At 63.9% G+C, this 21,370-nt stretch carries 21 protein-coding genes; 10 read left to right on the forward strand and 11 right to left on the reverse strand.

Annotated features, from left to right (window positions below; all coding sequences use genetic code 11):
• Positions 1-7 precede the first annotated feature (7 nt).
• The 3 genes from IEZ03_RS27455 to IEZ03_RS27465 form a co-directional block, all read right to left on the reverse strand.
• Complete coding sequence (locus IEZ03_RS27455) at positions 8-793, reverse strand: SDR family oxidoreductase (RefSeq protein WP_184879752.1); 786 nt, start codon at positions 791-793, stop codon at positions 8-10.
• Positions 793-1,998 carry a hypothetical protein gene (locus IEZ03_RS27460; protein ID WP_229808616.1) on the reverse strand — a complete coding sequence of 402 codons (1,206 nt, stop codon included), beginning with the start codon at positions 1,996-1,998 and terminating at the stop codon, positions 793-795. Before IEZ03_RS27460 ends, IEZ03_RS27455 begins: the two co-directional genes overlap by 1 nt.
• A gap of 66 nt (positions 1,999-2,064) precedes the next feature.
• Positions 2,065-2,538, reverse strand: coding sequence for a nuclear transport factor 2 family protein (locus IEZ03_RS27465; RefSeq protein ID WP_184879750.1), 474 nt, complete (start codon positions 2,536-2,538; stop codon positions 2,065-2,067).
• Between the two features lie 115 nt (positions 2,539-2,653).
• Here IEZ03_RS27465 and IEZ03_RS27470 point away from each other — a divergent pair, with 115 nt between their 5' ends.
• Positions 2,654-3,514, forward strand: coding sequence for a hypothetical protein (locus IEZ03_RS27470; protein ID WP_184879748.1), 861 nt, complete (start codon positions 2,654-2,656; stop codon positions 3,512-3,514).
• 84 nt (positions 3,515-3,598) lie between these two features.
• Complete coding sequence (locus IEZ03_RS27475; protein WP_184879746.1) at positions 3,599-4,597, forward strand: WD40 repeat domain-containing protein; 999 nt, start codon at positions 3,599-3,601, stop codon at positions 4,595-4,597.
• Positions 4,598-5,462: 865 nt separating this feature from the next.
• On the opposite strand, the gene IEZ03_RS27480 is transcribed toward IEZ03_RS27475, so the two are convergent.
• From IEZ03_RS27480 to IEZ03_RS27500, 5 genes are read right to left on the reverse strand one after another with little or no spacing between them, the layout of a single operon-like run.
• Entirely contained in the window at positions 5,463-6,920 is a 1,458-nt protein-coding gene (locus tag IEZ03_RS27480) for a DUF6339 family protein (RefSeq protein WP_184879745.1), read from the reverse strand.
• Entirely contained in the window at positions 6,920-7,774 is an 855-nt protein-coding gene (locus IEZ03_RS38210) for a hypothetical protein (RefSeq protein ID WP_229808617.1), read from the reverse strand. Before IEZ03_RS38210 ends, IEZ03_RS27480 begins: the two co-directional genes overlap by 1 nt.
• Positions 7,775-7,812: 38 nt before the next feature.
• The gene (locus IEZ03_RS27490; RefSeq protein WP_184879743.1) at positions 7,813-9,855 is read right to left on the reverse strand and encodes a hypothetical protein; all 2,043 of its coding nucleotides are present in this window, start codon (positions 9,853-9,855) and stop codon (positions 7,813-7,815) included.
• A complete protein-coding gene (locus tag IEZ03_RS27495) occupies positions 9,852-10,859 on the reverse strand; it encodes a PD-(D/E)XK motif protein (protein ID WP_184879741.1) in 1,008 nt (335 codons plus the stop codon). The genes IEZ03_RS27490 and IEZ03_RS27495 overlap by 4 nt, the downstream gene beginning before the upstream one ends.
• On the reverse strand, positions 10,856-13,414 hold the full coding sequence (locus IEZ03_RS27500) for a Z1 domain-containing protein (RefSeq protein ID WP_184879739.1): 2,559 nt from the start codon (positions 13,412-13,414) through the stop codon (positions 10,856-10,858). Before IEZ03_RS27500 ends, IEZ03_RS27495 begins: the two co-directional genes overlap by 4 nt.
• A gap of 523 nt (positions 13,415-13,937) precedes the next feature.
• Here IEZ03_RS27500 and IEZ03_RS27505 point away from each other — a divergent pair.
• Entirely contained in the window at positions 13,938-15,089 is a 1,152-nt protein-coding gene (locus tag IEZ03_RS27505; protein WP_184879737.1) for a DNA cytosine methyltransferase, read from the forward strand.
• 4 nt (positions 15,090-15,093) lie between these two features.
• Entirely contained in the window at positions 15,094-15,528 is a 435-nt protein-coding gene (locus tag IEZ03_RS27510) for a very short patch repair endonuclease (RefSeq protein ID WP_373293685.1), read from the forward strand.
• Between the two features lie 396 nt (positions 15,529-15,924).
• Here IEZ03_RS27510 and IEZ03_RS27515 read toward each other — a convergent pair whose 3' ends face one another.
• Positions 15,925-16,395 carry an NUDIX domain-containing protein gene (locus IEZ03_RS27515; protein WP_184879735.1) on the reverse strand — a complete coding sequence of 157 codons (471 nt, stop codon included), beginning with the start codon at positions 16,393-16,395 and terminating at the stop codon, positions 15,925-15,927.
• A 42-nt stretch (positions 16,396-16,437) separates the two neighbouring features.
• On the reverse strand, positions 16,438-17,199 hold the full coding sequence (locus IEZ03_RS27520; protein WP_344205559.1) for an ATP-binding protein: 762 nt from the start codon (positions 17,197-17,199) through the stop codon (positions 16,438-16,440).
• A 221-nt stretch (positions 17,200-17,420) separates the two neighbouring features.
• Between IEZ03_RS27520 and IEZ03_RS27525 the strand changes: the two genes are divergently transcribed.
• From IEZ03_RS27525 to IEZ03_RS27545, 5 genes are all read left to right on the forward strand, one after another.
• A complete protein-coding gene (locus IEZ03_RS27525) occupies positions 17,421-18,128 on the forward strand; it encodes a DUF5753 domain-containing protein (RefSeq protein ID WP_184879732.1) in 708 nt (235 codons plus the stop codon).
• Positions 18,125-18,313 carry a DUF397 domain-containing protein gene (locus tag IEZ03_RS27530; RefSeq protein ID WP_184879730.1) on the forward strand — a complete coding sequence of 63 codons (189 nt, stop codon included), beginning with the start codon at positions 18,125-18,127 and terminating at the stop codon, positions 18,311-18,313. The genes IEZ03_RS27525 and IEZ03_RS27530 overlap by 4 nt, the downstream gene beginning before the upstream one ends.
• On the forward strand, positions 18,310-18,492 hold the full coding sequence (locus IEZ03_RS27535; RefSeq protein ID WP_184879728.1) for a DUF397 domain-containing protein: 183 nt from the start codon (positions 18,310-18,312) through the stop codon (positions 18,490-18,492). The genes IEZ03_RS27530 and IEZ03_RS27535 overlap by 4 nt, the downstream gene beginning before the upstream one ends.
• A 168-nt stretch (positions 18,493-18,660) precedes the next feature.
• Positions 18,661-19,167, forward strand: a complete 507-nt coding sequence (locus tag IEZ03_RS27540) for a putative immunity protein (protein ID WP_184890299.1) — start codon at positions 18,661-18,663, stop codon at positions 19,165-19,167.
• Positions 19,168-19,221: 54 nt separating this feature from the next.
• Positions 19,222-19,662 carry a DUF5713 family protein gene (locus tag IEZ03_RS27545; RefSeq protein WP_229808618.1) on the forward strand — a complete coding sequence of 147 codons (441 nt, stop codon included), beginning with the start codon at positions 19,222-19,224 and terminating at the stop codon, positions 19,660-19,662.
• A gap of 428 nt (positions 19,663-20,090) precedes the next feature.
• Here IEZ03_RS27545 and IEZ03_RS27550 read toward each other — a convergent pair whose 3' ends face one another.
• The gene (locus IEZ03_RS27550; protein ID WP_184879724.1) at positions 20,091-20,693 is read right to left on the reverse strand and encodes a TetR/AcrR family transcriptional regulator; all 603 of its coding nucleotides are present in this window, start codon (positions 20,691-20,693) and stop codon (positions 20,091-20,093) included.
• Positions 20,694-20,772: 79 nt separating this feature from the next.
• Between IEZ03_RS27550 and IEZ03_RS27555 the strand changes: the two genes are divergently transcribed.
• Positions 20,773-21,237, forward strand: a complete 465-nt coding sequence (locus IEZ03_RS27555; RefSeq protein ID WP_184879722.1) for a nuclear transport factor 2 family protein — start codon at positions 20,773-20,775, stop codon at positions 21,235-21,237.
• Positions 21,238-21,370: the final 133 nt, after the last annotated feature.

Here is a 21,370-nt window from a genome sequence, read left to right on the forward strand (position 1 = left end):
CGCCTTTCTAGTGGTGCCATTCGCCGGCGTTGACGTCCAGGCACTGCCCGGTTATCGCGCGGGCCAACGGCGACAGCATGAACACCACGGCATCGGCGACCTCATCCGGGTCGGGCAGCTTGCGCAGGTCGGTGGTGGCGGCATTCTCGTCGTAGATCTCCTGCGCCGTGACGCCGCGCTTCTTGGCGAGGTGGTCGAAGTACCACTTGAGGTTGTCGGCCCAGATGTATCCGGGGGCGATCGTGTTGACCCTCACGCCGCGCGGGCCGAGTTCTGTAGCGAGGTTCTGCGCCATGGCGAGAAGGGCCGCCTTGGCCATTTTGTAGGCGCCGAACGTCCGGCGGGAATGCCTGAGCACCGCCGAGTTGACCATCACAACGGAGCCGTTGTGCTCTTCGAGCGCCGGGACGAACAGGCGGGTGAGGTGGAGAGCGGCCAGCACATTGGTCTCGAAGCCGCGGCGTACGGCGTCGAGGTCGACCTTGGTGAGGTCTTTCAGCGGCGGGGTCGCGAAGGCGTTGTTGACCAGGCCGTCCACGCGTCCGAACGTGTCGTGCGCCGTTTCGGCGAGCCGTTCACAGGCCGCCATGTCGTTGATATCGGTCGGGACGCTGACTGCGCGGCGGCCGATTTCCGCGACTTCCTTGGCGACCTCGGCGAGCCGGCCTTCGTTGCGCGCGGCGAGCACCACATCGGCCCCCGCCTTGGCGCACTGGAGGGCGAGACCGCGTCCCAGACCGGGACCGACACCGGAGATGACGACGACCTTCCCGGCCAGCAGTTCCGCGCCCATCAGCCGAGCATCCTTCGGGCGACGGCCACTTGGCGGGCGGCGATCCGTTCCTTCCATTCCTGCTCGGTGACCCGCTGCCGCTCGTAATGGGGAAGCCGGCGCGGCAACTCGTCGAACGGCATGACCTCGACGCTCGGCCCGTCCGCCGTGGTGAGGTCGCGGGTGAGCCGCTGCCAGCGGAACTGCAGGTAGCCGCGGCGATGCCCGGTCCGCTCGATCCAGTTGGCGAGGCCGGGATCGCGCTCGCTGACCACGTACCGGATCATGCCGTCGTCGTCCACGCGGGCCTGGTCGGCGGTGAGGCTGGTCTGGTGGTTGATGTAGTCGAGCGAGACGTACCACATGCTGCCGAGCTGGAAGCCCTGGTAGGGCGCGACATCGCGGTCGGCGGCGGGGGCGGTGATGACCATGACCTCATCGTCGTCGAGGTCGTAGTGCCCGACGGACGAGAACTGCGTCGCGAGCCCGCCGGGCGTTGGGCGCGGCTCGGTGAGCGTGTTGACCGGCAGGTTCAGGTAGTGCCATTCGGGAAAGGCGAGGAAGGTGCGCAACCGCGCGACCAGCATCTTCCCGGCGACCGCATACCGGCGGGCCATCTTGTCGGACGGAATGGACGCCGGCGACGTACCGAGCGTGTCGGCCCGGTGGATGCGGATCTCACCGGGACGCTCGTTCGCCCAGTCGCTGAACACTTCCCGGACGATCAACATCGCCGACCCAGGGGCAACGGCGACATAGCCAGGCTCAGGGTCGGGCTTCGGGGGCCCGAACCGGAGCTGGAAGGTCCTGTCCGCGGCGATGTCCAGTTCCCGGTCATCGAACGCGGTGAGGCTGTCGGGCGACTGGCTTGGCGAGTAGTCGCCGTTCATGATCTGGAAACTCAGATCGGCGGTGGTCCCCCGGCGCCCGGTGACGACGTACTCGGCGTCGTCCCTGATGTAGGCGTGGAAATACAGGGTGTCGGGGTTGTCGAGGCCAAGCTTCGTGTAAGGCCCGGTGGACGAGGCGAAGTACGGATACTCGTGCTGGTAAGCCTGCACCATGTGCAGCGACGCCTTGATGCTGCCCGCGAGATAGTCGAGCCCTTCGGCCACGTCCTGGTCGGTCTTGACGTGCGGCGCGCTACGGATGATCTGCTCGGCCTCCGCGATCGCCTCGGCGAACGATCGCGTGGCGGGACTGCCTGCGGCTGACTCGATGGCCACCTGACTCCCCTCAACGTCCAACGGACGGTAGAACTGGTTCTAGGCAGCGGCAATGGGAAGTCCCGGTCATTGGGAGCTCGGCATCCCGGCGGTGAACTTGAGGCTCGGCATGTCGTCCAGCGACACCATGTACTCGTACGTGCGCTTGTGCCCGGTCTTCTCGACCAGCCAGCGCCCGTCCGCCCCGCGCCGGTAGACGTCGTGGTAGAACGCGGCACCCCGGATGAGCAGCCGCTGCTCGATGAGAATGATCGAGTCGTCCAGCGACCACGTGCCGGTAGCGCGATCCCCGTCCACGTCGATCTCGGGGGCACCCGCCGTGTGGGTCGAGATCTTGTCGGGCCCGAGATTGCCGCGCATGTAGTCGACGATGGCGTCCCGTCCCTCCAGCCTGAGGGTCTTGCCGAGCACGGGCGTGTCGTACTCGGCGACGGCGTCCTCGGTGAACACGTCGGCGAACTCGTCCCACAGCTTCAGATCGACGCAGCGCAGGTAGCGGTACTTGAGCCGCCGGATCTCTTCCAGAGTGACCAGGTCCATGAGACGCATCCTGCTCGCCGCGCCGCGATTAGACAAGAACAGGTTCTAATCCGCTGCCGGCGTTGTGCTGACCGCCGGGATCTGGGTTGATGGTGGCGGAACGAGAGGCGCGCGTATGAGCCCGGACGAGCGAGAAGAATTGTTCGAGCAGGCGGTGAGGCTCTCCGCCGACCGCCGGACCTGGTCCGACGCGGATCGCCTGTGGACCCGGGTGGTCTCGGCGTACGAGGCGGCGATCAGGACGTCCCCCAAGGCCGACCGCAACGACGAGCGGCAGTTGGCCCGCGCTCTGTGGCGCCATGCGTCCCTCCTAACCATGCTGGCCCGCGCCGACGAGGCGGTGGCCAGCGGACGGCAGGCGGTCACCTGGTTCAAACAGATCCATGACGCGGTGACCGCCGACGGGACGACGCAACGCCGCGACGAGGCGCTCGGCACGCTGCTGACCGCCATGGCCGACCTGGCAGGCTTCGAGTTCAACGCCGGCCGCCCCGCCGCTCGCCTGGACATCCTGAGACAAGCGGCCGAGCTGGGCATAGCCGAGGTCGCGAACCCGCTGACGGCCGAACCGCACACCAAAAGGGCGATGGGATTCGTCTACCACCATTTCGCCGCCGCCCTGCTGGAGGGCGATCACGACCGCGACGATGTCGTCCAAGCATCGCTGATGGCGTCGATGGCCGTCGAGATCCGCCAGAGTGAACTTGACGCGACGAACCCGTCCTCCGCGTGGGAACTGGCCTCCACATACGTGGTGTTCGCAAGGTGCCTCGTCGCGATGGACGATCGCCCGCGGCTCGACATGCTGGTCCCGCTGGCCGAGAACCTGATGGACCATTTGGGGCCGTCAGCAGCAGCTCTGCGCGCGGAACTGCACGCCACCGTGGCACCGAGCCAAATCCCGAAGCTCCCTGACATCATCCCTAAGAGACTTTCAACCCAGCCACCGCCGCGACGGCGCTGGTGGCAGCGATAGATGGCGCAGACCCAGCAAATGATGGACGGTCGTCGCCCGATTCTCCAGCTTCCGCAGCGAGCGGCATTCGTCCACAATTGACCGGTGGCTTCGATACATCCGAAGTACTGGTCGGTGTGCCGCGTCGACACCGCTGACGGCGCGCTAGTAGTCGCCGGCCGGAACAGCGGTCACATCGAGGTGTGGAATCCGGCCGCCGGCGGAGCCCGCAAGGTCGGCAGGGGCAAAGGGGCGGCCCTCGCGGTATGCCCCGTACAACTACGCGGGCAGCCCGTAGTCGTGTCGGCAGGGGTCGACCAGACGATCTGGTTATGGGACCCCGTCACCCGCCGCCAGGTCACCCGGTACACGGGACATCCCACCGAACGGATCACGCAGCTCTGCCGACTCCCCGCGCCCTCCGCCACAGAGGACGACCGCCTTGTGACAGCCGGCCATGACGGCCTCATCATCGTCCTGGACATAACCAACGGCGAAGCAGTACACGCCATGACCGAATCCGCCGGCGCAGTCCAGGGCATGTGCCTATTCGAGCTGGACGGAACGCACCGGCTAGCGACGGCCAGCCTAGACGCGGCCGTACGCATCTTCGACGTAGAAAGCGGCGCACTCCTACACACCTTGACCGGCCACGAAGGCTGGATACACGCCGTATGCCCGGTGACCGTCAACGGCGAGGTACTCATCGCCTCCGGCGGAGACGACGGCATCATCCGACTCTGGAACCCCAAACAAGGCACCCTGGTCCGGACCATGAAGCCCCGCCCCAGCCTCCACACAGCGGGCATCGAGATGTCCGGCGGAGGCACCATCTTCGCCTTACGCGAGGTCCACTCCGACAACGGCACGTGGCTTGCAGCAGGCGGCGATTTCCCAGGCGTATGGCTATGGGACGCGACCACCGGCCGCGGCGCAGGCTGGGTCGGCTGGGGCGGCGCCCTGGACGACACCCCTGAATGCGGCTGGGTACGAGCCTTGGCCACCTACCCGTCCGAAACAGGCCCGCACCTACTAATCTGCGGCTACGACAAGGCCGTCAACCTATTCACCGCAACCGGCGACCCCACCTTCCAAGGCTTCTGACCATGAAGGCCGAGTTCATAGCAGCCACGATCGCGGAACAACACCACACCAGCGGCCCCGCCGAGATCTGCGCCGTCCTGAACAGACTCCCACCCACCCTGCTAACCGCCCCAGACGCCCAAGTAATCGACCAGGTAGACGCACTAATGGACGACCTCTACCGCCAAGGCGCCCTAACCTGCCCCGGCCACCGCTGGCTAACCACCCCACCCCCCACAATCCACAACCACCTGCTCAACCTCCACACCCAAGGCCACATCCACCGCCATGCCGCAACGGGCGAGTGGCGATGGAACGATGTCACCTCGCACTTCTCGCTGCGACCGTTCCCATCGCCAACGGCCACACCGAGTCCGGCTCCCGGCGCGCAGCAAAAGCACGACCACCAGCACCAAGTAGATGTACCTAGAGCCGGAACCTCGCCAGTCTTCCACCCGAAGTAGACGGACCTCACGGGCATGCGTTCGCCAACTATGGCGGATCGAAATCGACTGGCCGAGCCTCAACGGGCTGGGGACGACGTACTGAGACCACAGATGCGGAACCAGTCGCAGGTACCGCATCGGTGCTCGCCGTTCTTGTCGGTCTTACGGGGCACCAGCGATCACCAGGAGCCGCCGAGCATCGGAGGTGACGATCGCCTGCGCCTCAGTGCTTAAGCCATCCAACAACTGCGCACGCGCTTCACCGTCCATGGCCATACTCGGTCACCCTCCCGCTCTCGAAGGTGGCAGATCGTGACCTCTGCCGATCGGATCTCAGGGTAGTTGTCACCACCGACATTCCCGCAACCTGCAAATCACCTCCTCCACTGAGGCGGACTAAGACTTCATGTCGAAATTCGAACGTCGTTCGTATTCAAGGGCTATCTGGAGTGCCTCTCCAGAGCTTCGACCAGAATCTCTTTGAAGTTGCCGCTGACTTTTTCATACCCGAACAGCAGGGACGTTTTCTTGGCTAAGACATCGAGATCCATCGTCCGTTCGGATGACTGAATCAGGCTGGCCGCTGCCACAATCTCACGATCCGGTATCTCTTCGACCATTCGTGGCCCACGCTCCCGCAAGATGCAGTCCGGCTGACCGGGGACCCGGAGCGTGGATCCGGGGAAGCCACCTCGCCCGCGTTGTCCTTCCGCCTGGAGCATCCCCTTCCGCACGGCATACCTGGTGGCCTGCACCAACGCGGAGGTCGCGGCGCTACGCAGCCGGGTGCCCGCAAGTTGCGTGATGATCCGGTAAGCACGCGTGGCCTTCACGGGGCCCTCGGTCTCGACGACGGCCAGGAGCGCCTCCGCACAAGCGTGTAGACCGATCTCACGGGGGTCCCCGAAACCCGGTCCGTCGTAGCGGGTGTACGCCTGAAATCTGGTCATGGATTCGGGGCCTCCCGCCAGCAAAGAGGTGTTGTTCGAGCCGATCCCATCCTGTTGAGGCACCAGGGTGGTGGACTCAGTGGCCTCAGGCTGCTTCTTGCTTACCAGGCCGGTCTCTGGGGTAGAGGCGACTGCCTGCGCAGCAGCGAAGACCTCCTCGATCCTCTGTTCGCGCTCCTCTTCCGTAGCCCCACCCGCAGTCAGCAGAGCTTGCAGGGTCTCTCTCAGGACAACGCGCAGTTCGGCGTCGAGTGACTGCTCATCAAGCGCCTCGAACAACACGAAGGGCCCTAGCCGTAGCAGACGCATCAGGAAGTTACGTAGGGCATCACGCTCATTGAGCGGGCGTAGATCAAGTCCAGCCCAGACACGCAATATGGCCCTTACCAGGTGCGGGCTCCCGCCTAGCGCCTTCCGACGCGCGTAGATCTGGTCGAAGGCGGCCTCCCCCAGAACGCTGAGAGCTGAGTACGGTGCGGGATCGTCCGTGGCATGGACGAGTTGAGCCCGCCACCACATGCGTCCGAAAACGTGTCGGGTGAGGTCGGTTCCGAGGACACGATCCCCCGGTGGACGCGGATACCTCCAGTAGGCCACATCAGGCAGGAGCACGAGCGCCAGGAACGCCCATACGTCACCAGACGAGGCCTCGGCTGGGACGACACCCATCCCCGAATGCAGGACAGCGGCGAGGCGAAGGTCGAAATGACCCCGAGACTCGCGGTTAGATTCGTCCGGAAACCCCGCCTGCTGCGCCAGATCGACAACCTGTTCTCGCAGCTCTTGCAGCATCTGCTCGGAGATACGGTCGCCGCCGGTGGCAACGTAGACGGCGGAGTCGTGCCTAGTCGCGACGAGTTCGGTCAGCTGATGGATTCTCAGGTTCCGGTATCGCTCGTGCAGAGGGCGTGCCTGTCCCGAAAGGAGCCGAGGGTAGAGAAAGCTCATCACACCACCTCCCAGATCCCCACGGCCGCCTGAAGTTCCGAGGCGAAGAGGCTCGGGGACTGCTCCTGACGCAGCCGAAGCTCGTTAATGGATGCTCCTGGGAAGAGGGTGGTGCACAAGCCTATGAGCGTCGACCCGAGACTGTCCTCTCCAAAGGCGGCATCGTCTCCGAAATCGCCGTGGCGGAGCGCATGCTCGATCATGATGCGAGCTGCGTCGCCATAGATGGTCGACAGGATGACCTTGTCGACGGGCCGTGGATTGGCCGCGTTTTTGAACGCGGTCGCGGCGGTTTCATTCCGCTCGTTGATTAAGAGAAGCAGCGAACCCATGGTTGCCGCCTCCAACCTCTCACCGATCTGCAGGTGCCAGGCCGCCCGGTCAGGGAACGAGGTCTTCGCGAAATCGATCACTGCCATGGGGAACTGCGCCGCATCTCCCTGCAAACGCAGTGATCGGCGATCGCTCCATAGGACCGACCCTGCACGACGTGGCGCGGCGAACGCACCATCCGGTGATCCCTCGGCCAGCACCAAGGCCGTGTCCAGGATCAAAACGCCGCCGAGTTCTGTCCCACGTAGGCGGACATCGAGTTCGACCGGGAGCATGCCGGATCCCTCGATGGGCACCCGCTGCGCAGGCCCGCGCAGGTTGGAGCCGGTGGAGGTCCAGACCGCAGCGAGGGTGAGTGGAACGTTCGGGGCGAGGGCGGAGTCTGCGTGAGCCCTGTCGAGATCGACACGGACGGAACGACGAAGCCGAAGGTCCATCTGGTAGTCCCAATGATGCAGCGCCTCCGGCAAGTCCCATTCGCCGTCCTCGGTGACGAGTCGCCATGCCTCGGCCTTCACCACGTCGTCGGTGGGTACGCGGTACGGGAGTGCTAGTCGTTTCATCGGTTGACCGCCTCGACCAACACTTCGATCTCGGTCATCGTGTCCGGGGCTGGTCGCACGACCGCGCGCCAGATCGTTCCGTCTCCGCCTTCGATGACGTACTTCGGAGTACCGAACAGGTTTCCGGTCGTGTCTTCCCAACCGACCAGACCCGGCATCGCGGCTCCGATCGGCGGTTCGGTCTCACGGCCGGCGCCTGTGATCGCGACCGCGAGGTCGATTCTCACCCGTTGTGCGCCGGGAACGGGCAGCCGAAATTCTTGGATCAGGACTGGAGTCCCCGATCGCTCGTCGAAGTACGGTTCGCTCACATATTCCACCCGCGGTCGCCGAACCGGGCCTGCGCCTGCCCGGGCATCCGGGGCATCCCTTCCCATCCTCCCGAAGTCGCTCGTCCCGGTCCCCGAATCGCCGGCACCAGGACCACGGTCGCCGCCAGCAACGGCGTCGCCGCCACCCGTACCGGGCATTCGCTCAGGAGGAACCAGAACGCCAAGGCCATCCTCCGCATCGCCGCCCACAGACGGTCCGGTCGGCTTGATGTCTCCAGAGCCCGTCCTGAAATCCGTCGGTGGCGTCCTCGTGTCTCCAGGCTTGCCGTAGTCCGACGCGCCACCGGTCCCCCACGCGCCTCCGAGCAAGGACGCGAACCGTACACTGGCCGCGCCGAGTGCGATCTTCGCCGCGCCCGGACGGACGTTGCCGCCCAGTTCCAACAGGCCGTTGAGTTCTTCGTTGATGCGTCGGAACGTGGTGTTCACGAAGGTGCTCGCGGGATACTCCAGGGACTGCGGGTTCCATGCGTCATGGGTGGGCGGTTCGGCTGCGGCGTACACCTCGTCCATCTCCTCGACGCCGCGGAAAACTCCGGCGTAGGACTGGAACTCGCTGGGCGGCTTCGGACCCGGCCTATAGGTGACCACAAGTTCGGCCGGCCGCATGAGGCAGACGTGATGGACCAGGTTCTCGATCCCCACCATGCGTGACGCAGCGGTGGCCTCGAAGGGCGGGACGACCCTCTTCACAAGGCCGAGGTCACCGAGGTCCTTCTTCGGCCTATGGCATTTGAGCCTCTTACGCTGCGGCCCTTTCATCCCCTCGTACGCGGCGACGAACAGGTTAAGCGGACGGGTTTCCCGAGGGTCGGGCACAGGGTGCTCGATGCCGTCACAGGTCACCGAGAAGCGCATGGCCGGAGCGCCGCCGGCGCCGTCGAGCATCTTCGGCCACAGGTGCCAGGCGATCGTCTCGGCCAGATAGTCGGCGGCCACCGTCGGTTCTCGATCATCTAACGACGGGTCGAGCATGATGACCGTGGTGCCCGTCTCATCTGGCGCGAACGGCTCAAGCCCAAGCCGCTTTGCCATCATGTCCGCCGCATCCCCGGTCAGCGGCTCGACGACATCGCCTGAAACATCGCCCCACCAGTGACGGCCGGTGTACGGCCGTTCCCCAGTGGCGTCCTCGGCGATGTAGTTCTGCCAAAGAGCACAACCCATCAGGCGCGTCTCCAGTCGGTCGCCCACACGGCAGCGGGTGTGGAGCAGGATCGTGCCCGGCTTGGAGACCCGATAGAAGATGCCCTTGCCGAACCCATAGGTTCCTCCGCCGAGTGCCCGGTCGCGTGGTGCGCCAATGTTGCGGACGAAGGAGACGAAGTCCAGATTCGTGGTGACCGCCTTGTCGGCCCTCGTCGGTCCACCCAGCCCGCTGGTGCCCCGGTCGGAGATCGACATAAGACGGATGATCGAGCGATTCAGGGTCTCTCGGATCGGAAGGTGGGTCGCTAGCGGAGCACCCTTCGAAAGGATTTCCTTCCAGTTGGTGCGCTGGGCAGGACCGACCACCTGAAGGTCGATCCGATAGTCCACAGTCCCGCCGCGATCCGCGAGCCGGGCGTCCCAACTGTTCTGCGCCGACTCCCTCACGAGGATCGCCAACAGATCCAGGTCCGGGCGACCGAGTTGCTTACGGATACCCTCGGCCACGCTTCCGCCTTCGGGACGGAAGGGCTCGGAAAACCAGGCGGCGTCGGTCATGGCGACTCCTGGATCATGGCGTTCAGGTGCTCGTTCACGTGTGCGTCATCCTGTGGGTGCGGCGGGTCCGAAGATAGATCAATCGTGTAGGTGACGTCTGTGACGTTGACCGGAACGCCAGCCGTCACCAGATCGGTTTCTCGCAACGCGGGGAAGCTGGAGTCCACGATGTACCAGCGCGCTTCCGCGATCACGAAACGGACGTCATGGTAATGGTCGACGTCGCCGCTCCGATATCCGGCCTTGGCCAGCAGGCCCAGTACTGCACTCTCGTCATCGCAGAGCTGAAGGATGCGATCGACCAGGCCGAGCAACGTCTCGCTCTGTGTGGAGTCCCGTATCAGGCGGTACCAGGCAAGGTACAGTGTTCCGTCTGACGGCGGATCCATCTGATCGAGGCCATGGACACGAGTATGCCGGGCCCCATCAGTCAGGGACGCCTTCACCTCAACGGCCAGCGTGAGCGACGTGAAGTCATGACGGTGACCCGACGGTCCGCGCCAAAGGCGGTGTGCACTGGGGTCGACCTCGAGCAGCTTCTCCAGCACCTTCAATTCGGCGAAGAGACCCGCAAGTTGCTCCTGGCCGAGAGGTGCGCCTTGGGCGCTGAAGAGCGCCTTCCAGCGATCCAAGACTCGGTACAAGGCCTTGATCGGGCTGCCAGGGAAGGATTCGGTCGTCTTTAGAACGTCTGCGCATAGGGCGCTAAAAAGATCGTCGAGGTCTGGTCGCAGGCAGGCCAGATCCGCGTACGACTGATAACTCTCCGCGTCTTCGAGGGGGCGTTTGCGAAGCCGGAGGACGGGACCGTCAAGGCCATGGCGGACCTTTTGGTGGCTTCCGACCGGGACCAGTATGTGTCGATACCCTCCATGGTCCACGGCAACGGCCACGAGGGAGTCCCCTGGGAGACTCGCTACACGTAGCTTGCGTTCTCCAGAGACGGGTTCGGCTTCAAGTTCGGCCCAGTGATCAGCGATGACTTTCCTCAGAGCATCGTTCATACGAAGTCCTCTGCCTCCACGGCGCTGAAGTCCTCCTCTTCGATCTCGATGCCGGAGAGGTCGGCGGAGACGTAGTCCACCACGGCACTGTCCTCGCCCTCTGGGAGCGGGAACACCAGGCCGACGCCGATGACGTGATCGGCGGCCCCCAGTGCCGTACGCGTCTTCTTGGCGGGACTGGGCTGAGAGACCTTATCGATCGGATAAAGCACCAGGAGACCTGTATCGGGCAACTGCCCACGCCGCTCGTCGGTGATCTCCTTCTCCTGAAGCTTGGACGTCTCGCCAGCCAGGTCGATCGCGGCATCCCTGCGGCTCATCAAGGTCTTGATGTCGGCGTAATCCGACTCCGGCGTGATAAGGCGCGCGCGAGTAATCCGTCCGACCGAGATTCCCGGTGCGAACTCGAAATTCTCTTCGTCCGAAGTGACAGGGTTGCCGACGATGGCGATGTTCCACCTACGTAGCGAACCGGCGTTGTTGGCACGCTTCTCTATGTAGCCGATCAGCAGGCGAGAGTTGCACTCCTGAGACTTGGGGTGGAACTGGTAGTTCTGGAGGAAGTCGATAACATCATCGTACGAGACGTCGCGGAAGACGTAGCGACCGTCCTCCGGGCGGTCCTCTCGCCTTACCGCATGCTGGCTTGCGCCCGAAACGAGCTTCATCGCTGCTCGTTGGTTCTGCAGCAACCAGTCCTTGTCTGTTCTGAAGTAGCGCGTCTGTACGCGTTGGCCGCCGTAGGACGAGGCTGCCTTGACGGCATCCCTCATCTTCGCGGCGGCGGTGACCCGCAACGCGGGATGGGTTCGGAGCCGGACGGCGAAGGTAAGCGGATCCTTGTCCTCGGTCATGTAGACATCGATGTCGCGCCGCATCTCGGTCTCGACCGTCGCGAGGTGCCTGAACCACTCCCTGAGTTCGGCCGTCATCCAAATCCGCGGCAGGTCGGCGTAGCCATTGCGGTATCCGAACCATCGCCCCATTTGGAGGAGAGTGTCGTAGGCGGACACGGCGCGCACGAAGAAGCTGACCGAGAGGCCCTCGAGGGTGAGGCCACGGGAAAGCGTATTCCCTCCAACCGCGATCGCCACGATCGGTCCGTTTTCATAGTCCAGTCGATCGTCGCTGCTGGAGTTGTCCATGATGATGCGGCAATCGTTCAGGACTTCGGGCAACTCCCCAACCAGGTCGTCGAACTCAACTTTCGTCTCCCTGAACTCCTCGGCGGGCACCCTTCCCGTCTCCTTGTCCCAGAGGGCGCGAAGTCTCTCAAGGGTGGAAAGCTCGTTTAGCGACGCTTTCAAGCGCGCGCGGAGACGTTCCAGCGGGGCTTTGAAGCTGTTGTGAACGGCCGTGTTGACGCTGGTGTGAATGAGCATCGTGGCGTGGCGGTTGCCCATACCACGAACACGCCGCGCAGCGGTACTCAACCAGAAGTAGTCGATCGCGTCCTGCAGCGTCTCGGTGATCTCCGGGACGAAGTCCTCCACATCGGCTCGCTTAAGCGGCCGAAGGCACTCGATGTCCTCCTTCGGGACCTCGCGGATCATGTCGTACCCGTCGTCAACGTCCTCGGGGTCCTCACCGTCGAGTGCGTACCGACCGAACAGGACTTCGGTGCCGAAGTGACCGTGTGGCTTCGGAAGGTTCACGACGAAGTGTTCGGGATAAAGGTCCTCGGCCGAAGGGTCGATGAGGAGATTGGCGAAGGGGGAAGCCGTATAGCCTACATAAGCCGACTTAGGAAGGCTTGCCAACAGCCTACGGATCAGCGGGTTGATCGATTTGGTGGCGACGGTGGCCTGGTCGGCCTCGTCGTCGATGATCAGTGCCGGACAGTCTTGGAGATAGGCCGCAGCGCTGTCGAGCCACTTTGCGAGCTTCCGGAGCACGGTCGCGTTCTTCTTCACCACGCAAAGGACGTGGGTCTTGTTGGCTTTACCGAAGAAAGCGGCGGCATTGGCCGTAGGCGTGAAATCCTTGTCCAGGTCGGTCAGTTGCGACCACCGCGACGGGTTAGGTTCTACGAGTTGCTGCACGAGCCTGGTCTGTGTTTGTCGCCGCAGTCCGTTGTGGATCCCCGCTAGCACGATGAACAACTTGTACCCGCGGTCCGCGGCCTTGGCCATCACGGCGGTGAAGTTGGTCGTCTTGCCCGACTGGACGTAACCGACCACGAGACCACGCGTAGAGAAACTCCTTTCCCGAGGATGGTTCAGCAGGGACATGATCCGGGTCGAGGAAGTGTCGAGGCTGTCGATCGCAGGGTCCTGGGGCCAGCCGTCCCTACGAAGTAGAGCGGCCACCGCCGGCCAGCATCGGTCACCAGGGCGCGGCCCGGTGTACCACGTGTCGCGGTTCCCCAGGACCACCGTTTGCGGCTCTTCCATCTCTCTAATCTTGATCGTCTCGGCTTCATGTCTCTCCTGGATGCGCTGGATGACATCGTCGGAGATGCCGAACTGCTCAAGCCTCTTCACTACCTCGGTTGGTGGGAAAGAGTCGAGAAGAGCCTTGAATGTGTCGTAATTGTCCTCGAATGCGTCGTTCATACGATCTCCTCCCTCAGGTCCGCCCAACCGACTCCACACGTGGCACCGAACAACCTCAACGGGTGACTGCACCTCTAGTTCGGGCTTCCCCGAATCATGGTGGGAGAAGACCCCAGCATCGGGACAAGTTCGGCCTGGATGCAACATCCGAGCCGAACCTCGCATGCGTGACAGGTCCTGAACATTACGCCCCGCGTCCGACAACACTCCCCAGACCCGGAGCAGTTGGACACTTAGTGAGCTAGAGACCTAGGGCGGCGACACGACCGCCCTGGCGGGGGGATGCGAGGACGTCCGGTCAAGGGCCATGCAGGGCCCCGACAAGTGGATCCGGAGGAATTCGGCCCGACAAGTCCTGAAGCTCAACCACGAGGGCGATCGCAGGTAACATATCGAAGCCTGTTCGTGCGAGCCTCTCGATCTTGGCCGCTGGGGACAGGTAGGATTCGAACTAAAGTTCGGCCGAGCACAGGATCGATCACTCTCGGTTCTCATCACTCACGGAGGGTGGTATCAGGACGCGATGACCGCTTTTCGTGAGTCGAGCGGCGGGCCCGATCCCCTCCGTGTGATCGATCTTTTCGCGGGTTGCGGAGGATTGTCCCAGGGATTCCGCGAGACAGGACTATTCACTCCCGTCGCAGCGGTCGAACAAGACCTCTTCGCAGCCGCCACGTATGCAGCCAACTTTGGCGAGGATCACGTCTACTGGGGTGACATAGCCGAATGGCTCGAAGGTGAACTCCCCGCAGCCGACGTCGTCATCGGTGGCCCTCCGTGTCAAGGATTCTCTAATCTGGGAGCGAAGCGAGAGGACGACGAGCGCAATGAACTTTGGGATCGCTACGTAGACACATTGACGAGGGTTCGCCCCAAGGCCTTTGTGCTGGAGAATGTGGATCGCTTCCTCAAGACACGCCAGTTCGATGCCCTGAAGGCCGAACTGGACGGCGGCAGGCTCCAGGACTACGAAATCGCTCCTGGAATTTTGCGGGCCACCGACTTCGGCGCCGCCCAACTCCGGCGTCGGGCTATAGTGATAGGCACACATAAAGATCTGGCCCCCATCCCTCTTCCGGAGTCCAAAGTTCCGGAGGCGGAGTGGTTGACAGTCAAGTCAGCTTTCGACGGCCTTACAGAAGAGATCCCTCAACATCACACGGAACTTCCCTCAGGCCGAACATTCGAGGTTTTTGATAGAGAAGTCACCGGGAAGTACATGGCGCATGAACTTCATATAACCAGGAAGTACACGACACTGTCACGAAAGCGATTTCAGCGCATCCCTTACGGAGGGAATCGCTTCAATCTTCCGGACGAACTTAAGGCACCCTGCTGGATCAAACACACCTCAGGGTCCGGGGATGTGATGGGACGTCTCCTGTGGGATCGTCCCTCAGTAACGATCCGCACAGAGTTTTTCAAGCCGGAGAAGGGTCGCTACCTGCACCCCGAACAAGACCGCGCCCTAAGTCACCTGGAGGCAGCTCGCCTGCAGGGCTTCCCCGACACCTTCGAGTGGTGTGGCCCGAAACTGGAGATCGCCCGCCAGATCGGCAACGCCGTTCCCATCGCCTTAGGGCGCGCTTTGGCGCTCCACGTCGCCCAGGGCTTGGGCGTCATCCCACCGGTTCCCGGGCGGGGCCATCCGCCGAGTCCGAAGGGACTATGGTAACCGTGTGAGCGTTGAGCGACCCGCAAGGGCTTCGAGTCCGGGCGTGCGCAAGAGCATGCAGGCCAACAAAGGACGCGACACGAAGCCGGAGCTGGCTCTACGTCGCGCAGTTCACGCACTCGGCCTACGTTATCGAGTTTCCCATCGTCCAGTACCTGCAGTACGGCGTACGGCGGACCTTGTGTTCACTCGAGCAAAGGTGGCGGTTTTTATGGACGGCTGTTTCTGGCATGGCTGTCCCCAGCATCACACAAAGTCCGCAACGAATGCGGACTACTGGGCTGAAAAGGTCCGACGGAACCGTGAGCGTGACGCCGAAACGGATCGCCTTTTCCTCGACGCCGGTTGGCTCGTCTTGAGGTTCTGGGAGCACGAGGAGCCCAATGAGGCGGCGCTACAGATCGCCGAGCAGGTTCGGGCTCGGGTTGGAAACAAGTGAGACGCCTCCTTTAGAAGGACAGGACCTCCTCGTGCAACCGCGTCAGACGTGGTGGTGTAGAGAGCTCCGTCGAACAGCCTGGCGATTCTCGCACCTGCGTGCCTGTTAGGGCAACGAGACCAAGACAGGTGAGCTCTAAAGATGCGTCGAGGGTGCTGATGTCCGGGTCGAATCGCAGCCGCATGTGATTCTCTCCTAGCGGCGCCCGCGGCCTGCGCGGAGCCTACGGTTGATCAGGCATGCACTTTCAGGGGGGACGCGCACTCGGTCGTCCTGGCCTGGCCGCTGAGAGTGCATCGGATCGTCTTCACCGCAGGCGAATGATGCTGCAACTGTCCAAGCGACCTGGCGGTCCAGGAGGGACAGGATGCAGACTCAGCACGCGCACGTCTCACATCAAATGATCGGGTTGCCGTGTTCTAAGTAGTGGCAGGTGCCGTTGTGGTGGGCGGTGTGGGCGTGGGTTAGGCGGCGGGCCAGGCGCGGGATGGTGTGGGTGTGGATTTGGGCAAGGTCGTAGAAGGCGTAGGCGCGTAGTTCGGTGGGGGCTAGGCGGATGGCTTTGAGTTGGGCGGGGGTGAGGGTGCCGCCGTCGAACAGGAAGAGGATTTTGTCGCCTTCGGTTTCGGTGGGGGCCCAGTCTGTGACCAGGAGCCGGCCGATGTTGGGGCGGATGTTGAGTTCCTCGGCTACCTCGCGAGTGGCTGCCTGGTGGGGTGTCTCGCCGCGTTCGACGTAGCCGCCGGGGACGTCCAGGTAGTTCTTGTAGGTGGGCTCCACGAGCATGATGCGGTCTTGGTCGTCGAAGAAGAGGACGCCGGCCGCTGCTCGGGCGTGGGCGAAGCTCGCTGCCGGGTCCTCGGGCACAGGGAACCGCCGTCCTACGGGGATGACCTCTATGGCAGGACGCTACCGAGTGCCTCGCTGGGTCTCGATGTGTTGGACGAGGGTTTCGGTGGTGTCGTGTAGGTCGACTATGGGTCGGCGGTGGCGGGTGCCGTTGGGCAGGGTGTAGCTCAGGTGGCCTGGCTCTATCCAGATGTTCGTCTCCTCGTTGCTGCCGAGGGGGATGGTGACCAGGGAGACGCCTCGGCCGTGGCGGTGCGCGGTGTTCGTGATGCCGCGTGCGGTGAGCGTTGCGGTCAGGTGGCGGGCCGCGAGCATGGGTGGGGCCGTTGTGCGTGGGTCGGGCCATGGGCCGGGGAGAGGGAAGGCCGCCCAGACGGCTTTGCCTTGGGTGCCGCCCGTGCAGATTGAGCGGGATGGGTGGGCTCCCCATGCGTCGGCGAGCATGTCGACGATTCCGATGCCGCGGCCGTGGTCGTCCAGTAGGTCGCCCGGGGTGTTGGTCGGCCAGGACGCGCGGCAGGCGTCGTAGACGGTTATCAAGAGTTGCGGTCTTGGGGTCGTCCTGGCCCAGACCCAGAGTTCGGGTGGGGCGGCGGCGCCCGAGTGGGTTAGCGCGTTGGTGGCGAGCTCGCTGGCGGCCAGGACCGCATCGTCGGTTGCGCCACGGTCCAGGCCGAGCTTCGTCATGGCGATGCCGAGAAGGGAGCGGGCGACCGAAGCGCAACTTGCGTCGGTGGGGAGGCGCCAGGCACACATGCCTCCTAGCGCTATATCAGCGACATGACCGACGGATATATGTCCGGACTGCACTATCTGCGCCATTTTGGAACCCTTCCCGTGGGGCACAACTTTCTTTCTCCGGGTCACAGACTGCGCCTCTTGACCTACGCTTTTCCTGTTCCCAAGAAGTTCTGGAAGTTCGGCGCCAGAGAGGGTGGGCTGTGAACATCAACGAGTCCCCAGACCCGCGATCTTCGATGTGGGCGTGGATCGCCTACTCGTTGCGGTTCCATCGCATGCAGCGCGGGCTCACAGGAGATGCCGTGGCGAAGCTGCTGAACTGCGCTCGTTCCTCAATTTCCAGATTGGAGCATGGCGAGGCCAAGCTGGAGGAGAAGCAAGCCGCGGTCCTGGACGAGGCTTGGAGCACCGGCAACCACTTCTCGATCATGGTGTGGTATGCCCGCCAAGGTCACGACCCGACCTGGTTTAAGAACTTTACGGAGTTCGAAGCACGCGCAGAGCGCATCCACAACTACGATGGGCAGCTCATACCGGCCCTCTTCCAGACTCCCGGCTACGCCCGTGCCCTTCTAGAGGCGGGGCGAAATGCAAGTCTTGAGGACGACCTCAAGAAGCGAATGGCTCGCCAGAAAATTCTCGATCGCAATACTCCACCCGAACTCTGGGTGCTGCTCTCTGAGAGCGTGATCGACATACCGGTCGGCGGTGCGGGCGTGATAAAAGAGCAACTCGCCCACCTACTCGCGCTGTCAAGGCGCCCCAGTGTGTTTCTCCGCATCGTCCCGAAGAGTGCGGGCGCGCACGAGGGACTCGACGGCCCCTTCAAGATCATCACGGTCAAGCAGGGAGAGGTGGGCTTTGTCGAAGCGCCTAATGGGGGCAGGCTGGTCCTCGAGACAGCGGAGGTTCGAGGTCTGAAGCTGAGGTTCGATCGCATCGGCTCGGTTGCACTGCCCGTAGAATCTTCGCGACGCCTGATCGAGCAACTGATGGAGAGCTTCACATGAATCCCCCCACCTGGCGCAAGAGCAGTCGGTCGACTCAGGGGACTTCAGGCGAGTGCGTAGAGGTCGCGCGGCTCACCCGAAGCATTGGTATCCGTGACAGCAAGCAGCTGGGTGACGTGCATCTTTCCCTCACGGCTGAGCAGTTCGCTGCCCTCGTCCAACGCATTAAGACCACCATGCGATGACCGTCGTGTGGCGTAAGAGCAGTCACTCCTCTGATGGGACCACTTCCCAATGCGTTGAGCTTGCCCAGCTCACCAACGCCATCGGCATACGAGACAGCAATGATCCCGGCGGTGGACACCTCGTCCTCGCTCCTGAGACGTTCGTGCGGCTCGTCCAGCACATCAAGGGCTTGGATTGACGGTTCGTCTACGTGGGCTGTTGCGCGCTGGGTGAGTGCATGGGTTTGGCTGCTGGGCTGTAGGCGGCGCAGGATGGGGTGCTGAGGTGACGGCTTCTCGACGGGTGAGTCTTGGGCTGGTCTGCTGGTGGGAGGGTTGCGGGCGTGTCCGGGGACTTTGAGTTGAGCATGGAGGAATTGCGAGTCGTCGCGCGGTTCGTGGCGGAGAGTGCTCAGGACGTTCTCCCCGTTTTCGAGCAGGCCGTGCCCGGGGATCCTCGTCCGCGTGCGGCCATTGAGGCTGCGTGGGAGTTCGTTAACGGTGCGGGGCGAACCAAGTTGCAGCGCGTCACTTCGCTGGACGCGCACCGGGCCGCGAAGGAGGCGGGGACCGAAGTAGCACGTCTTGCAGCACGGTCCGCCGGCGATGCCGCGTCCGCCGCGTACCTGCATCCGATCTCGCGGGCGACCCAGGTCGGGCACATCCTGCGCGCCGCCGCGAGCGCTGCGCGGATCGCTGAGCTGGACGCAGGTGGCGACCCCGCGGTCGGAGACATGATGATCGATCAGGCTCGGCGACGCGCTACGCCTGTCCTGATCTCGGTTCTTTCCCGCTATCCTTCCGCGCCGACCGCCAAGAATCGCGTCGCGCAACTCATGAGCGACCTGGACTCTTCGCTACGCGCGTCCCGCTGAGTAGAAGACGACACCCGTCAGAGCAGTCGTCCGGGCTGTGGGCATGGTGCAAAAGTGCTGGTCACGAGCGGTCTGGCGTACATGGCGTCGTCGTTGTCACTGGTGTCGTGCATGATCGGCGCGTCAGTTCTTCTACGGGGATGGGGACGCGCCATGCCGGTCACGAACGAGCAGGTAGCAGGGCACGTGTTCCTGCAGCAGATGTATTCGGACTCGTACTTTCCCGATCACGTCGTCGACAAGGGCAGTGCGATCCTGATGCGGCTGTGCGAGCGGATCGAGGCTGAGCAGCCGTCGGACCTGGACGCTCTGTATGCGCTCACCCATGCCGCAACGGAGGAGTTCAACAGTCTGGATGCGGAGTTCGCGGCAGCCGGGAGCGAGATCGAAACGGTTGCGCGCGAGGTCATCGCTGAGAACTTCTGGTTCGTCGCGTCGGCATACGGGTTCACGGACGCGGATGCAGAGAAGCTGATCGCCACCCGGGACTGGTGAGCGACGACCGGAAGGCCGCCCGCCGGTCAGAGCCATTCGCTGAGGGCTGCGATCAGCACGGTCACCTCGCGACGGACGGCGAGATCGTCATCTCAGGGTGACCGCGCGGGCGGTTGATGCCGCGTTCCACCGCGTGACGCTCCTTGTAATCGACCTTGCCGGACTTCGGCCTACGGCCTCCCCGGGAGCCGAACTTCTTGCGGAAGCGGGCCTGGCCGGCCTTCTCCGGGAGGGTGGAGCCCATGCCGCGTCTACGCAGGTAGGCGCGGTTCCCAAGGGAGTCGTACGCCTATCGGCGCGGACCTACGTCCCACGGCAAGTGATCATTTACAACCGAGATCCACTTTCGCGACAGGCCCTGGTACTCCGGTTTTCGTTCGACCGAATGCTGCGGTGCGGACGATGACCGTGGCCGGCGCGAGGTGTGGTCAAGGCTTTGGGGTCGGGCGCATGCCGTCGAAGAGGATGGCCAGTGCGCGATGGCGGAATGGCTCGCTCCACTCACCGGTCATCGCCTCTTGGCAGATCGCCGCGAGCAGGGCGATCAGCTCGGCGGATTGCAGGTCGTCGCGGACGGCTCCCGCCTTCTGGGCACGTTCGAGAAGCAGGTCGACGGATGGTCGGAGGCGGGCCAGGGCGTCGCCGACGTGGACCCGGGTACCGGTTTCGGCCAGTCGCTCGAACACGGCCCTGTTCCGGGCACTGATCGCCATCACCCGGGTGCAGAACTCGAAGAGGGCGGTCACGTCTTCGGGGTCGTCTACCAGCGCGTCGACTTCGGTGACGAGCCGGTCCCACAGGTTCATCACCACGGCCTGGAGCAGTTCGGGTTTGGTCGGGAAGTGCCGGAACACCGTGCCGATCGCGACGCCGGTGCGTGCGGCGACGGCCTCGGTCGAGGCCGACGCCCCTTGCTCGGCGAACACGGCCTCGGCCGCCTCCAGGATGCGCGCCCGGTTGCGGCGAGCATCGGCACGAACCGGTCGCCCGCCGGCACCGCCGCCGGCGGGCGTCACACCGTCTCGATCCATCAGCCGTCCCTTGCCAAGATGAGTCGCACTCACTATGTTCAATGTTGAGTCACACTCATCTTACTCTGGAGGTGCCACCATGGCACAGTCGGCGACCGACACCGCAGGCCCGCTCACGATCTACCGGCGCATGCAGGAGGCACTCCTGGGCGACGAAGCAACGCTCCTTCCGGCCGAGTTGCTGGCCGAAGACATCGTGGTCGAGACCCCGTTCTCCCCACCGGGCATGGAACGTTACGACGGCCGCGAGGCGTGGCTGGCGTACTACCGCACCAATGGCGCGGCTCTGCATGTGCGCTTCGAACAGTTCCGGGAACTGGCCACACATCAGACCGACGACCCCGAGGTCATCGTCGTCGAGTACGAGTTGACTGGAGCGGTCATCACCACCGGCGTGCGGTCCTCGGTGACCTGCATCGGCGTGCTGCGGGTTCGCGATGGCCTGATCGAGCACTGGCGGGAGTACCAGAACGTCCCGGCGATCAGCGAGGCGCTGAACCGGCGGCCCGAGGATCTCGGCGACGCCGGCGCGGCCGCCCAGTAGCGCTCGGGCCTCGTGCGGCGATGCCGCCGGTGGTGGAGCCGCTTGACCCCCGCCTGGCGACTGCGCCGCCCGGCCGGACAGCGGACGCGATGGTCCATGACGGGTCTCGCACGGTGGCGCAGATCAGCAGGTG

The sequence above is a fragment of the Actinomadura livida genome (assembly GCF_014648675.1).
Lineage (GTDB): Bacteria > Actinomycetota > Actinomycetes > Streptosporangiales > Streptosporangiaceae > Spirillospora > Spirillospora livida.